Consider the following 14,626-nt stretch of genomic DNA (forward strand, 5'->3'; position numbering starts at 1 on the left):
CCGTGACGACGATCACTCCCGATCCGGGGAACCACGGCCCGGCGCGCCCCTCGCTTCGCGGCCGGGCGGGTGCGCCCGGTACGCTCACCGCCGTGCCCCACGCTGATCAGTCCCACACCAGCCCCACGGACGCCCCCGCCACGTACCCGGGAGCGCCCCGCCCCACCCAGGTCCGCCCCGCGCCCCTCGCGGAGCTCGCCGGTCAGCTGGGCATCGCCGCCACCCGTGACGCCGCAGCCGCCGACGAGGCTCCCGCGACCGCCACGGTCACCGGCATCACCCACGACTCGCGGGCCGTGCGCCCGGGCGACATCTACGCCGCCCTGCCCGGCGCCCGCTTCCACGGCGCGGACTTCGCCGCCCAGGCCGCCGGGCTCGGCGCGGTGGCCGTGCTGACCGACCCGGCCGGCACCGACCGCGCCGCGGCCGCCGGCCTGCCCGTCCTCACCGTCGACGACCCGCGCGGCCGGATGGGCGCGCTCGCCGCGACGATCTACGGCGAGCCGGGCCGCGATCTGCTCCAGATCGGCATCACCGGCACCTCCGGCAAGACGACCACCGCCTACCTCATCGAGGGCGGGCTGAAGGCCGCCGCCGGCGCGTCCGGGGGCCTGACGGGCCTCATCGGCACGGTGGAGTCCCGGATCGGCGACGAGCGCATCAAGTCCGAGCGCACCACGCCCGAGGCGACCGACCTCCAGGCGCTCTTCGCGGTCATGCGCGAGCGCGGCGTCCGCTCGGTGGCCATGGAGGTCTCCAGCCACGCCCTGATGCTCGGCCGCGTCGACGGCTGCGTCTTCGACGTCGCGGTCTTCAACAACCTCAGCCCGGAGCACATGGAGTTCCACTCCGGCATGGAGGACTACTTCCAGGCCAAGGCCCGGCTGTTCACCAAGGCCCGCAGCCGCCTCGGCGTCGTCAACCTCGACGACGAGTACGGCCGGCGCCTCGCCGAGGGCGCCTCCGAGGTCCCGGTCGTCACCTTCTCGGCGGAGGGGCACCCCGACGCCGACTGGCGCGCCACGGACGTCCACGTCGGCCCGTTCGACTCGGACTTCACCGTCCTCGGCCCGCAGGGCCAGTCGGTCACCGCCCGGGCGCCGCTCGCCGGCCCGTTCAACGTCGCCAACGCCCTCGCCGCCATCACCGCGCTCGTCGCCGCCGGCATCGACCCGCAGACCGCCGCCGACGGCGTCGCGGCCGTGCCCGGCGTGCCCGGCCGGCTGGAGCGCGTCGACGCGGGCCAGCCCTACCTCGCCGTCGTCGACTACGCCCACAAGACGGACGCCGTCGAATCGGTTCTCCGCGCCCTGCGCAAGGTCGGCAAGGGCCGGATCCACGCCGTGCTCGGCTGCGGCGGCGACCGCGACCGGACCAAGCGCGCCCCGATGGGCGCGGCCCTGGCCCGGCTCGCCGACACCGCCGTACTGACCTCCGACAACCCCCGCTCCGAGGACCCCCTCGCGATCCTCGCCACCATGCTCGCGGGCGCCGCCGAGGTGCCCGTCCACGAGCGCGGCACGGTCCTCCTCGCGGAGGAGCGGGCCGACGCCATCGCCGCAGCCGTCGCCCGCGCCGAGCCGGGTGACACCGTCCTCGTCCTGGGCAAGGGCCACGAGCAGGGCCAGGACATCGCCGGAGTGGTCCGCCCCTTCGACGACCGCCAGGTGCTGCGCGAGGCCATCGAGGCCGAGCGACTTCGCCTGTCGACCAAGCACCGGAACGACCAGGGATGACAGACCGCCATGCGCGCACAACCCTCCCCACGGAAGCCCTCCCGAACGGCCGGAGGTAAATCTCAGTGATCGCTCTGTCCCTCGCCGAGATCGCCGCCATCGTCGGCGGGCAACAGCACGACATACCGGACCCGGGCGTCGCCGCCGACGGCCCGGTCGTGATCGACTCCCGTGACGTGCGGCCCGGCAGCCTCTTCGTGGCGCTGTCCGGGGAGAACGTCGACGGCCACGACTACGCCGAGCGCGCGGTCGCCGCGGGCGCGGTGGCCGTACTGGCCTCCCGGCCCGTCGGCGTGCCCGCCATCGTCGTCGAGGACGTCGTCGCCGGCCTCGGCGCCCTCGCCCGCGCCGTCGTGGAGCGGCTCGGCACCACCGTCGTCGCGCTCACCGGCTCGGCCGGCAAGACCAGCACCAAGGACCTGATCGCCCAGCTCCTGGAGCGCCTCGGCCCGACCGTGGGGCCGCCCGGCAACTTCAACAACGAGATCGGCCTGCCGCTGACCGCGCTCCGCGCGCAGGAGAGCACCGCCCACCTCGTGCTGGAGATGGGCGCCCGCGGCGTCGGCCACATCCGCTACCTCGCCGAGCTCACCCCGCCGCGCATCGGCCTCGTCCTGAACGTCGGCACCGCGCACATCGGCGAGTTCGGCGGCCGCGAGCAGATCGCCCTGGCCAAGGGCGAGCTGGTCGAGGTGCTGCCCACGGCGGCGGAGGGCGGCATCGCCGTGCTCAACGCCGACGACCCCCTCGTCCGGGCCATGAGCACCCGCACCAAGGCCCGTACCGTCCTGTTCGGCGAGGCCGAGGACGCGGACGTACGGGCCGAGAACGTCCGCCTCACCGCGACCGGGCAGCCCGCCTTCACGCTTCACACACCCACCGGGTGCGGGGACGTGACCATGCGGCTGTACGGTGAGCACCACGTGTCGAACGCGCTCGCCGCCGCCGCCGTCGCCCATGAGCTGGGCATGCCCGCGCACGAGATCGCCACCGCGCTCTCCGAAGCGGGCCAGCTCTCCCGCTGGCGGATGGAGGTCACCGAGCGTGCGGACGGCGTGACGATCGTCAACGACGCCTACAACGCGAACCCCGAATCCATGAGAGCCGCGCTGCGCGCGCTGGCCGCCATGGGCCAAGCCGCCACGGCGAAGGGGGGCCGCACGTGGGCCGTGCTCGGTCAGATGGCCGAGCTCGGCGAGGACTCACTCGCCGAGCACGACGCGGTCGGGCGGCTCGCCGTCCGGCTCAACGTCAGCAAGCTCGTGGCAGTCGGGGGCAGGGAAGCGGCCTGGCTGCAAATGGGTGCCTATAACGAGGGTTCGTGGGGTGAGGAGTCGGTGCACGTGTCCGACGCGCAGGCGGCGGTCGACCTGTTGCGCAGCGAGCTGCGTCCGGGAGACGTCGTGCTGATGAAGGCGTCCAGGTCGGTCGGCCTGGAGCGGGTCGCGGCCGCGTTGCTCGCGGCCGATGGTGAGGTCTCCGGCTGATGAACCAGATCCTGTTCGCGGGTGTCATCGGCCTGCTGCTGACCCTGGTCGGCACCCCGCTGCTGATCAAGTTCCTGGCCCGCAAGGGCTACGGCCAGTTCATCCGTGACGACGGCCCGCGCGAGCACCACAGCAAGCGCGGCACGCCCACCATGGGTGGCATCGCCTTCATCCTGGCCACGCTCATCGCGTACGCCCTGACCAAGGTCATCACCAGCCACGAGCCGACGTTCTCCGGCGTACTGGTGCTGTTCCTGATGGCGGGCATGGGCCTGGTCGGCTTCCTCGACGACTACATCAAGATCGTCAAGCAGCGGAGCCTGGGCCTGCGCGCCAAGGCGAAGATGGCCGGCCAGCTCATCGTCGGCATCGCCTTCGCGGTCCTCGCGCTGCAGTTCGCGGACACCCGGGGCCAGACCCCGGCCTCCACCAAGCTGTCCTTCACCCAGGACTTCGGCTGGTCCGTCGGCCCCGTGATCTTCGTGGTCTGGGCGCTGTTCATGATCCTCGCGATGTCGAACGGCGTGAACCTCACCGACGGTCTCGACGGCCTCGCCACCGGCGCGTCCGTGATGGTCTTCGGCGCGTACGTCTTCATCGGCACCTGGCAGCACGGACAGTCCTGCGGCAACCCGCTGACCGCCGGCGCCGCCTGCTACGAGGTCCGCGACCCGCTCGACCTCGCCGTCGTCGCCTCGGCCCTGATGGGCTCCTGCTTCGGCTTCCTGTGGTGGAACACCTCGCCCGCCAAGATCTTCATGGGTGACACCGGCTCGCTCGCCCTCGGCGGCGCCCTCGCGGGACTGGCCATCTGCTCCCGCACCGAGCTGCTGATCGCCCTCCTCGGCGGTCTGTTCGTCCTGATCACCATGTCCGTCGTGATCCAGGTCGGCTCGTTCAAGCTGACCGGCAAGCGCGTCTTCAAGATGGCCCCGCTCCAGCACCACTTCGAACTCAAGGGGTGGAGCGAAGTCCTTGTGGTGGTCCGCTTCTGGATCATCCAGGGCCTCTGCGTGGCCGTCGGCCTCGGACTCTTCTACGCCGGATGGCTGGCCATCAAGTGACCCCCACCACCTCTTCCGCCGCTGCCACCACGGAGTGGGCCGGCCAGCACATCACCGTCGCCGGCCTCGGCGTGAGCGGCGTCAGCGCCGCCCGCGCCCTGGCCGGCCTCGGCGCGCGGGTGACCGTCGTCGACGGCGGTGACAGCGGCACCCACCACGAGCGCGCCGCCGAGCTGGAGCGCGAGGGCATCGCCGTCCGCCTCGCCGACGCCGAGACGCTGCCCCCGGGCACCGAACTGGTCGTCACCTCGCCGGGCTGGAAGCCGGGGAGCCCGCTCTTCGCCGCCGCCGCGGAGGCCGGCGTGGACGTCGTGGGCGACGTCGAGATCGCCTGGCGGCTGCGCGGCGCCCGCGGCGAGCAGGCGGCCCCCTGGCTCGCCGTCACCGGCACCAACGGCAAGACCACGACGGTGCAGATGCTCGCCTCCATCCTGGAGGCCGCCGGGCTGCGCACCGTCGCCGTCGGCAACATCGGCACCCCGATCATCGACGTGGTGCTCGCCCAAGGACGCGACGGAGCCGAGCCGTACGACGTGCTCGCCGTCGAACTCTCCAGCTACCAGCTGCACTGGGCGCCGTCCGTGCGCGCCCACTCCGCGGCCGTGCTCAACCTCGCGCCCGACCATCTCGACTGGCACGGCTCCATGGAGGCGTACGCCGCCGACAAGGGCCGCATCTACGAGGGCAACGAGATCGCCTGCGTCTACAACGTCGCCGATCCCGCCACCGAGCGCCTGGTCATGCAGGCCGACGTCGAAGAGGGCTGCCGTGCCATCGGCTTCACCCTCGGCACCCCCGGCCCCTCCGAGCTCGGGGTGGTCGACGGCATCCTCGTCGACCGCGCCTTCGTCGAGAACCGACGGGACCAGGCGCAGGAGCTGGCCGAGATCTCGGACGTGACCCCGGCCGCCCCGCACAACATCGCCAACGCCCTCGCGGCGGCGGCCCTGGCCCGCGCCTTCGGCGTCCCGGCCACGGCCGTACGGGACGGACTGCGCGCCTTCCGGCCCGACGCGCACCGCATCGCCCACGTCGCCGACGTCGACGGCGTCGCCTACGTGGACGACTCCAAGGCCACCAACACCCACGCCGCCCAGGCGTCCTTGGCGGCCTACGAGTCGATCGTCTGGATCGCGGGCGGCCTCGCCAAGGGCGCCACGTTCGACGGCCTGGTCACCGCCTCCGCGCGACGGCTGCGCGGCGTCGTGCTGATCGGTGCCGACCGGGAGCTGATCCGCCAAGCGCTGGCGCGACACGCCCCCGATGTCCCGGTGGTGGACCTCGACCGGACCGACACTGGGGCGATGGCGGCGGCGGTCCGGGAAGCCGCGCGGCTCGCCCGGCCCGGGGACACCGTCCTCATGGCCCCGGCGTGCGCCTCGATGGACATGTTCGCCAACTACAACAAGCGCGGCGAGGCGTTCGCCGACGCCGCCTTGGAACTGGCCTCCGGCCGACACCCGGAGGAGTAGCCGCCGGGAACCCCCGCGGCGCGGGCCGGCGGCGCAGGAGACCAGCGGAGGGGACACCCGGATGCACGCCGACGACATCGCGCGCCCCGGGGGCGCACCGGGCGGCCTGTGGGCCCTGCGCGGGGCCCCCGCCCGGCCCCGGCCCCAGCGCGCCCCCCGCCCCGCACGGATCCGTGCGGGGGGCTCACGGCCGCCCGGGCGGCCGTCGGGCGGCGGACTGCGCGGGCTGCACGCGCGCGTGAAGCGCGCCTGGGACCGCCCGCTGACCGCGTACTACCTGATCCTCGGCGGTTCCCTGCTGATCACCGTGCTCGGCCTTGTGATGGTCTACTCCGCGTCCCAGATCAAGGCCCTGCAGAACGGCCTGGCGCCCAGCTTCTTCTTCCGCAAGCAGCTGCTCGCCGCCGCCATCGGCACCGTGCTCCTGCTGGCCGCCGCCCGGCTGCCCGTCAAGCTGCTGCGGGCGCTGGCCTACCCGCTGCTCGCCGGGTCGCTCTTCCTGCTGTGCCTGGTCCAGGTGCCCGGCATCGGGGAGACCATCAACGGCAACACCAACTGGATCTCCCTCGGCGGGCCCTTCCAGCTCCAGCCCAGCGAGTTCGCCAAGCTCGCCCTGGTGTTGTGGGGCGCCGACCTGCTGGCGCGCAAACAGTCCAAGAAGCTGCTCACCCAGTGGAAGCACCTCCTGGTGCCCCTGGTGCCCGTCACCTTCCTGCTGCTCGGCCTGATCATGCTGGGCGGCGACATGGGCACCACTGTCGTCCTCACCGTCGTCCTGCTCGGCCTCCTGTGGGTGGCGGGCGCCCCGACCCGGCTCTTCGCGGGGGTCTTCGGCGTCACCGCCGTGCTCGCCGCGCTGTTCATCAAGACCAGTGCCAACCGCATGTCCCGCCTCGCCTGCATCGGCGCGACCGAACCGGGCACCGACGACCGGTGCTGGCAGGCCGTGCACGGAATCTACGCCCTCGCCAACGGCGGCTGGTTCGGCGCCGGACTGGGAGCGAGTGTGGAGAAATGGGGTGAACTCCCCGAACCCCACACCGACTTCATCTTCGCCATCACCGGCGAGGAACTCGGTCTCGCGGGGACGCTGTCGGTACTCGCCCTCTTCGCGGCTCTAGGCTATGCGGGTATCCGCGTGGCCGGACGCACGGAGGACCCCTTCGTGAGGTACGCAGCGGGAGGTGTGACCACCTGGATCACGGCGCAGGCCGTGGTCAACATCGGTGCGGTGCTCGGCTTGCTGCCGATCGCCGGTGTCCCCCTGCCGCTGTTCTCCTACGGAGGTTCCGCCCTGCTGCCGACCATGTTCGCCATCGGACTGCTGATCGCCTTCGCGCGCGACGAGCCCGGTGCGCGGGCAGCGCTCGCCATGCGGCAGCCTGGGGTGAGATGGAAGACGATGAGACGGCGCGTCAAGAAGCGACCGTCCGGAGAGCGGTGAATTTCGGTGCATGTCGTACTCGCCGGCGGGGGGACCGCCGGCCACATCGAGCCCGCGCTCGCCCTCGCGGACGCCCTGCGCAGGCAGGACCCGACCGTGGGGATCACGGCGCTCGGCACGGAGCGGGGCCTGGAGACCCGGCTCGTGCCCGAGCGGGGCTATGAACTGGGGCTGATCCCCGCCGTACCCCTGCCCCGCAAGCCCACGCCCGAGCTGATCACCGTCCCGGGACGGCTGCGCGGCACCATCAAGGCCGCCGAGCAGATCCTGGAGCGGACCAAGGCGGACTGCGTGGTGGGCTTCGGCGGCTACGTGGCGCTGCCCGGCTATCTGGCCGCCAAGCGGCTCGGGGTGCCGATCATCGTCCACGAGGCCAACGCCCGGCCCGGCCTCGCCAACAAGATCGGTTCGCGCTACGCCGCGTCGGTCGCGGTGAGCACCCCGGACAGCAAGCTGCGCAACGCCCGCTACGTCGGCATCCCGCTGCGCCGCACCATCGCCACCCTCGACCGGGCCGCGGTCCGGCCCGAGGCGCGCGCGGCGTTCGGGCTCGACCCCAACCTGCCGACGCTGCTGGTCTCCGGCGGTTCGCAGGGCGCCCGCCGGCTGAACGAGGTCGTCCAGGCGGTCGCGCCGATGCTCCAGCGCTCCGGCATCCAGATCCTGCACGCGGTCGGCCCGAAGAACGACCTGCCGCACGTGGACAACATGCCCGGAATGCCGCCCTATATCCCGGTACCGTATGTGGACCGGATGGACCTCGCGTACGCCGCGGCGGACATGATGCTCTGCCGCGCGGGCGCGATGACCGTCGCCGAGCTGTCCGCCGTCGGGCTCCCGGCCGCCTACGTCCCGCTGCCCATCGGCAACGGCGAACAGCGGCTCAACGCCCAGCCGGTGGTCAAGGCGGGCGGCGGTCTGCTGGTCGACGACGCCGAGCTGACCCCCGAGTGGGTCCAGAGCCACGTGCTCCCGGTGCTCGCCGACCCGCACCGGCTGTACGAGATGTCCCGCGCCGCCTCCGAGTTCGGGCGCCGGGACGCCGACGAGCTGCTCGTCGGCATGGTGTACGAGGCGATTGCCGCACGCAGGGCCCGCTGACGGCCCGTAGGAGCAGGAGGCGGGGAGCGTGGCCGGACCGACGACCGCCCGGCGCGGTGGCGGCAAGAACGGCAAGCCGCCGCGATCGCGGCCATCCCCCAGCCCGCCCCGCTCCGGCGGGCGGCCGGGCAAGGCGAAGCCGCGCCGCCCCTGTCTCCGACCGCGTCGGCGCAAGCTGCTCGGCTGGGCGGCCGTCACCGTGGCTCTCGGTGCGGCCGTCGGCTGGGCGCTCTACGGCTCCAGCTGGCTGCGGGTCACCCACGTGGAGGTCAGTGGCACCGCCGTACTGACGTCCGGTGAGGTCCGCCGGGAGGCCGCCGTCCCGTTCGGCGACCCCCTCGCCTCCGTGGACACCGACGCCATCGCGGACCGGCTGCGCGACCGGCTGCCGAGGATCGAGGCGGTGGACGTCGAACGTTCCTGGCCACGCGGGATCAGTCTGAAAGTGACCGAGCGGCAGCCGAAAGTCGTCCTCGAAAAGGGCGGGAAGTTCATCGAAATCGACGGTACGGGCGTGCGGTTCGCCACAGTCGATCAAGCCCCCAAGGGGGTGCCCCGGCTGAGGATGGCGGCCGAGGACTCGCCCGGTACGCACCGGTTCGGCCCCGAACGACTCGAACGGGAGGCGGTCCGGGTCGCCGTGGACCTGCCCCCCGCCGTCCGCCGGGACACCCTGGCGATCCGCGTACGCTCGTACGACTCCATCACCCTGGAACTGACGGGCGGTCGGACGGTCGTCTGGGGGAGTGGTGAACGGGGGGACGTGAAGGCCCGTACGCTCACGGCATTGCTCAAAGCCGCCCGGGGCGCGGACCACTTCGACGTCAGTGCTCCCGGGGCTCCGGCGGCGTCGGGGAGTTGACGCCGATCCGTGCCCGCCAGCACCCTGGTTGGCTACGACTATGGGTGATCACATAGGGTGAAAAGAAAAACGGGAGGTTCGGCGTGTTCATTGAACGCGCACCGCTTGTCGACTTAGTGTCCTGTTCAGAGAACCCAGACAACAGTGACACCGGTAACCCTAAACTTCAACGTTAGGGTTCGGGTCGGCATTGAGAACCGCCCCCAGGCATACGTAACTCGAGGCGAGAGGCCTTCGACGTGGCAGCACCGCAGAACTACCTCGCAGTCATCAAGGTCGTCGGTATCGGCGGCGGTGGCGTGAACGCCATCAACCGGATGATCGAGGTCGGTCTCAAGGGCGTCGAGTTCATCGCGATCAACACCGATGCGCAGGCTCTCCTGATGAGCGACGCCGACGTCAAGCTCGACGTCGGCCGGGAGCTCACCCGCGGCCTCGGCGCCGGCGCCAACCCCGACGTCGGCCGCAAGGCCGCCGAAGACCACCGCGAGGAGATCGAGGAGGTCCTCAAGGGGGCCGACATGGTCTTCGTGACCGCGGGCGAGGGCGGCGGCACCGGCACCGGCGGTGCTCCCGTCGTCGCCAACATCGCGCGTTCGCTGGGCGCCCTGACGATCGGTGTGGTCACCCGCCCGTTCACCTTCGAGGGCCGCCGCCGCGCGAACCAGGCGGAGGACGGCATCGCCGGCCTGCGGGAGAACGTCGACACTCTCATCGTCATCCCGAACGACCGGTTGCTGTCCATCTCGGACCGTCAGGTCAGCGTGCTCGACGCGTTCAAGTCCGCGGACCAGGTGCTCCTGTCGGGTGTCCAGGGCATCACCGACCTGATCACCACCCCCGGCCTGATCAACCTCGACTTCGCCGACGTCAAGTCCGTGATGTCCGAGGCCGGCTCGGCGCTCATGGGTATCGGCTCGGCGCGCGGCGACGACCGCGCGGTGGCCGCCGCGGAGATGGCGATCTCCTCGCCGCTCCTGGAGGCGTCCATCGACGGCGCCCGCGGTGTGCTGCTCTCCATCTCCGGCGGTTCCGACCTCGGCCTGTTCGAGATCAACGAGGCCGCGCAGCTGGTCAGCGAGGCCGCGCACCCCGAGGCCAACATCATCTTCGGCGCCGTCATCGACGACGCCCTCGGTGACGAGGTCCGGGTCACCGTCATCGCCGCCGGCTTCGACGGCGGCCAGCCGCCGGCCAAGGGCAGCCGCGACAAGGTGCTCGGTTCGCCGTACGGCGGCCGTGACGAGAGCGCTCCGGCCGCCGCGGCTCCGAGCCGTCCGGCCGAGCCGTCCCGCCCGTCCTTCGGTGGTCTCGGCAGCGTGACCCCGCGCACCGAGGAGCCCGTACCGGCCGAGAAGGCCCCGGTCAACGAGATGCCGGCGCCGCCGGTCTCCTCGCCGCAGGTCCCGCCGGCCCGTCCGTACCAGGACTCGACCGCCGAGGAACTGGATGTCCCGGACTTCCTGAAGTAGTCCGGCGGCAACGAGTGAGCGGCCCCCAGTGATAGGGCAACAGCACGCAGTGACATCCGAAGAGCACGCGAGCGGCGCGCACTTCGCCTTCACCGACAGGTGGGGCGGGGTGAGCGCCGCTCCGTATGACGAGCTGAACCTCGGCGGTGCGGTCGGCGACGACCCCGAAGCCGTGCGGGCCAACCGCGAGCGGACGGCGAAGGCACTCGGCCTCGACCCGGCGGCGGTGGTCTGGATGAACCAGGTGCACGGCCGGGACGTGGCAGTGGTCGACGGGCCGTGGCACGGCTCCGGTTCCACCGCCCCGATCCCGGCCGTCGACGCGTTGGTGACGGCCCGCCGGGGTCTGGCCCTCGCGGTTCTGACCGCGGACTGCACCCCCGTACTGCTCGCGGACCCCGTCGCCGGGGTCGCGGGAGCGGCCCACGCGGGCCGGCCGGGCCTGGTCGCCGGAGTCGTCCCGGCGGTCGTCGAGTCGATGACCGCGCTCGGCGCGGACCCCGCCCGGATCGTCGCCCGGCTCGGCCCCTCGGTCTGCGGACTCTGCTACGAGGTGCCCGAGGAGATGCGCGCCGAGGTGGCGAAGTCCGTGCCCGAGGCCTGGGCCACCACCCGCCGGGGCACTCCGGCGGTGGACGTCACGGCCGGGGTCCGGGCCCAACTCGCCCGAGCCGGCGTGGAGATCAGCGGACAATCTCACATTTGTACGCTGGAGTCGAAGGACCACTTCTCGTACCGACGCGAGCGCACCACGGGTCGACTCGCGAGTTATGTCTGGTTGGACGCTGAGCTGTGACGGACCGTAGAACGCAACTGGCCCAGAACCTGGCTCAGGTGGAGGAACGTATCTCCTCCGCCTGCGCGGCCGCCGGCCGCGCGCGCGAGGACGTGACCCTGATCGTGGTCACCAAGACCTACCCCGCGAGCGACGTCCGGCTCCTCGCCGAGCTGGGTGTCCGTCACGTCGCGGAGAACCGCGATCAGGACGCGGCCCCCAAGGCCGCCGAATGCTCGGATTTGTCCCTTACTTGGCACTTCGTCGGACAGCTGCAGACCAACAAGGTCCGGTCCGTGGCGAATTACACTGATGTGGTGCAGTCGGTCGACCGGCTCAAGCTGGTCAACTCCCTTTCCGCGGCGGCCGTCCGGACCGGCCGGAAGCTCGACTGCCTGATCCAGGTGGCTCTTGACGCCGAGTCGGGACAGACCGGGAGGAAGACGGCGGATCGCGGCGGTGCCGCGCCGGACGAAGTGGCGGCGCTCGCCGACGCCCTCGCCGAAGCCGAAGGGCTGCGGCCGGCCGGGCTGATGACGGTCGCTCCGCTCGTCGGACCATATGCGGGGCGGCAACGGGCCGCCTTCGACCGGCTGATGGAAATCGCAACGGACCTGCGCTCGGCCCATCCTGCTGCGAACATGGTGTCAGCAGGGATGAGCGCGGACCTCGAGGACGCCGTTGCTGCCGGGGCGACACATGTACGTGTCGGCACAGCGGTACTCGGAGTCCGACCCAGGCTCCGGTAACGTCGCCAAGAAGTCGGACCACAGCAGAAAATATGGTCATTACCGTCAAAAGGCGGACAGACCAAGTGGATCCAAGGCGCCCGTTGGCGGAGCCGATCCACCACAGAGCGGAGGACGCAGAGAATGGCCGGCGCGATGCGCAAGATGGCGGTCTACCTCGGCCTCGTGGAGGACGATGGGTACGACGGCCCGGGGTTCGACCCCGACGACGAGTTCGAGCCCGAGCCGGAACCCGATCGGCGCCGACAGCAACACCAGCCACAACAGACGCAATCGGACGAACCGGTTCGAGTCGCCCAGCCCCCTGCCCAGCGCGAACCCGCTCCGCTCGTAGCGGAAACGGGACGACCCGCGCGAATCGCCCCCGTGGCGTCCATCACACCAGAACGCCACTCTTTGGAGAAGAACGCACCGGTGATCATGCCCAAGGTTGTGTCCGAGCGGGAGCCCTACCGCATCACGACATTGCACCCCCGGACCTACAACGAGGCCCGTACCATCGGGGAACACTTCCGTGAGGGCACCCCGGTGATCATGAATTTGACGGAGATGGACGACACCGACGCGAAGCGACTTGTCGACTTTGCCGCCGGTCTGGTCTTCGGTCTGCACGGGAGCATCGAGCGGGTGACGCAGAAGGTGTTTCTGCTGTCTCCTGCTAACGTCGATGTCACGGCGGAGGACAAGGCCCGTATCGCAGAGGGCGGGTTCTTCAACCAGAGCTGAGACGCAACACCGGGCAAACCGGGTGAAACGGCCAATGGGCCGAGTACGGGCAAGGGGAGAGGGAAGCGCGGGAGATGGACATCGCACTGCAGGTGATCTACATCGCGCTGTATTGCTTCCTGGTTGTGCTGATCTTCCGGTTGGTGATGGATTACGTCTTCCAGTTCGCCCGCTCATGGCAACCCGGTAAGGCGATGGTGGTCGTTCTGGAGGCCACCTACACTGTCACCGATCCGCCACTCAAGCTTCTGCGGCGGTTCATTCCGCCGCTGCGTCTCGGGGGCGTGGCGCTCGACCTGTCCTTCTTCGTATTGATGATCATCGTCTACATCCTGATCGCCGTCGTCAGGCGGGTGTTGGTGTGAACGATACGGTCTTGCCGGTTGCCGACGACTACGTTGAGGTGAAGAAGAGATGCCGTTGACCCCCGAGGACGTGCGGAACAAGCAGTTCACGACCGTCCGTCTCCGAGAAGGCTATGACGAGGACGAGGTCGATGCCTTCCTGGACGAGGTCGAGGCCGAACTGACCCGTCTGCTGCGGGAGAACGAGGACCTGCGCGCCAAGCTGGCCGCGGCCACGCGGGCCGCCGCGCAGAACCAGCAGCAGGGAATGCGCAAGCCCGAGCAGCAGGATCAGCGACCGGGCGCTCCGGTGCCCGCCGCCATATCCGGACCGCAGCCGGTGCCGCAGCAGCAGCAGATGGGCGGCCCGCCGCAGCTTCCGGGCGGTGCCCCGCAGCTGCCGGCCGGCCCCAGCGGTCACGGCCACGGCCCGCAGGGTCCCCACGGTCCGGGTCCCATGGGACAGAACGGTCCGATGGGCGGCCCCATGGGCGGTCCGATGGGACAGAACGGTCCTATGGGACAGAACGGCCCGATGGGTCAGAACGGCATGGGGCAGAACGGTCCCGGTCCCATGGGCCAGGGCATGGGCCAGAACGGCCCGATGGGCGGCCCCGGCCAGCAGATGCAGCAGCAGGGCCAGGGCCCGGGCGGCGACAGTGCCGCTCGTGTGCTCTCGCTCGCGCAGCAGACCGCCGACCAGGCGATCGCGGAGGCCCGTTCCGAGGCCAACAAGATCGTCGGCGAGGCGCGCAGCCGCGCCGAGGGCCTGGAGCGGGACGCCCGCGCCAAGGCCGACGCGCTGGAGCGGGACGCGCAGGAGAAGCACCGCGTCGCGATGGGCTCCCTGGAGTCCGCTCGCGCCACGCTGGAGCGCAAGGTCGAGGACCTGCGCGGCTTCGAGCGCGAGTACCGCACGCGTCTGAAGTCCTACCTGGAGAGCCAGCTGCGCCAGCTGGAGAACCAGGCGGACGACTCGCTCGCCCCGCCCCGTACCCCGGCGACCGCGTCGCTGCCGGCGGCCCCCTCGATGAGTGGGTCCATGGCCTCGGCCGGTGCGGGCATGGGTGGCCACAGCATGGGCGGTAACCCGTCCATGGGCGGTCACGGCGGTGCGACGGGTGCCCCGTCGTACGGCGGTCAGCAGCAGATGTCCCCGGCGATGACGCAGCCGATGGCACCGGTCCGGCCGCAGGGCCAGCAGCCGATGCAGCAGGCTCCGTCCCCGATGCGCGGCTTCCTGATCGACGAGGACGACAACTAAACGCTCGGCGTCAGACGTCGGCAATCAACGGGCCGGGCCCGGGACTTCACGTCCCGGGCCCGGCCCGTTTTTATCTGCGTCCCGTCGCCGCGCGGGCCGCGGTACGACAAGACCCGGTGTGCCCAAGGGC

The 14,626-nt window shown here is 71.3% G+C and carries 13 protein-coding genes; all 13 read left to right on the forward strand.

All coding sequences use genetic code 11. The features are described 5' to 3' along the window. Nucleotides 1–2: 2 nt before the first annotated feature. Entirely contained in the window at nucleotides 3–1,736 is a 1,734-nt protein-coding gene (locus tag FHS38_RS03740) for a UDP-N-acetylmuramoyl-L-alanyl-D-glutamate--2,6-diaminopimelate ligase (protein WP_184730556.1), read from the forward strand. 65 nt (nucleotides 1,737–1,801) lie between these two features. Then, nucleotides 1,802–3,223, forward strand: coding sequence for a UDP-N-acetylmuramoyl-tripeptide--D-alanyl-D-alanine ligase (locus tag FHS38_RS03745; RefSeq protein ID WP_184730558.1), 1,422 nt, complete (start codon nucleotides 1,802–1,804; stop codon nucleotides 3,221–3,223). Then, the gene (mraY, locus tag FHS38_RS03750) at nucleotides 3,223–4,287 is read left to right on the forward strand and encodes a phospho-N-acetylmuramoyl-pentapeptide-transferase (RefSeq protein ID WP_184730560.1); all 1,065 of its coding nucleotides are present in this window, start codon (nucleotides 3,223–3,225) and stop codon (nucleotides 4,285–4,287) included. The genes FHS38_RS03745 and mraY overlap by 1 nt, the downstream gene beginning before the upstream one ends. After that, entirely contained in the window at nucleotides 4,269–5,759 is a 1,491-nt protein-coding gene (gene murD, locus FHS38_RS03755) for a UDP-N-acetylmuramoyl-L-alanine--D-glutamate ligase (RefSeq protein ID WP_184730562.1), read from the forward strand. Before mraY ends, murD begins: the two co-directional genes overlap by 19 nt. A gap of 61 nt (nucleotides 5,760–5,820) precedes the next feature. Then, entirely contained in the window at nucleotides 5,821–7,203 is a 1,383-nt protein-coding gene (gene ftsW, locus FHS38_RS03760; protein WP_184730564.1) for a putative lipid II flippase FtsW, read from the forward strand. Nucleotides 7,204–7,209: 6 nt separating this feature from the next. After that, the gene (gene murG, locus FHS38_RS03765) at nucleotides 7,210–8,304 is read left to right on the forward strand and encodes an undecaprenyldiphospho-muramoylpentapeptide beta-N-acetylglucosaminyltransferase (protein WP_130877325.1); all 1,095 of its coding nucleotides are present in this window, start codon (nucleotides 7,210–7,212) and stop codon (nucleotides 8,302–8,304) included. A gap of 28 nt (nucleotides 8,305–8,332) precedes the next feature. Further along, nucleotides 8,333–9,166: a cell division protein FtsQ/DivIB gene (locus FHS38_RS03770; protein WP_184730566.1), complete on the forward strand. Its 834-nt coding sequence runs from the start codon at nucleotides 8,333–8,335 to the stop codon at nucleotides 9,164–9,166. Nucleotides 9,167–9,405: 239 nt separating this feature from the next. Then, nucleotides 9,406–10,638 carry a cell division protein FtsZ gene (ftsZ, locus tag FHS38_RS03775; RefSeq protein ID WP_184730568.1) on the forward strand — a complete coding sequence of 411 codons (1,233 nt, stop codon included), beginning with the start codon at nucleotides 9,406–9,408 and terminating at the stop codon, nucleotides 10,636–10,638. Between the two features lie 28 nt (nucleotides 10,639–10,666). Next, nucleotides 10,667–11,434, forward strand: a complete 768-nt coding sequence (pgeF, locus tag FHS38_RS03780; protein WP_184730570.1) for a peptidoglycan editing factor PgeF — start codon at nucleotides 10,667–10,669, stop codon at nucleotides 11,432–11,434. After that, complete coding sequence (locus tag FHS38_RS03785; protein WP_184730572.1) at nucleotides 11,431–12,162, forward strand: YggS family pyridoxal phosphate-dependent enzyme; 732 nt, start codon at nucleotides 11,431–11,433, stop codon at nucleotides 12,160–12,162. The genes pgeF and FHS38_RS03785 overlap by 4 nt, the downstream gene beginning before the upstream one ends. Nucleotides 12,163–12,285: 123 nt before the next feature. Further along, entirely contained in the window at nucleotides 12,286–12,888 is a 603-nt protein-coding gene (locus FHS38_RS03790; protein WP_130877828.1) for a cell division protein SepF, read from the forward strand. A 74-nt stretch (nucleotides 12,889–12,962) separates the two neighbouring features. After that, on the forward strand, nucleotides 12,963–13,253 hold the full coding sequence (locus FHS38_RS03795) for a YggT family protein (protein WP_130877321.1): 291 nt from the start codon (nucleotides 12,963–12,965) through the stop codon (nucleotides 13,251–13,253). 49 nt (nucleotides 13,254–13,302) lie between these two features. Beyond that, a complete protein-coding gene (locus tag FHS38_RS03800; RefSeq protein WP_130877320.1) occupies nucleotides 13,303–14,496 on the forward strand; it encodes a DivIVA domain-containing protein in 1,194 nt (397 codons plus the stop codon). Nucleotides 14,497–14,626: the final 130 nt, after the last annotated feature.

It is taken from the genome of Streptomyces netropsis (assembly GCF_014203545.1).
GTDB lineage: Bacteria > Actinomycetota > Actinomycetes > Streptomycetales > Streptomycetaceae > Streptomyces > Streptomyces netropsis.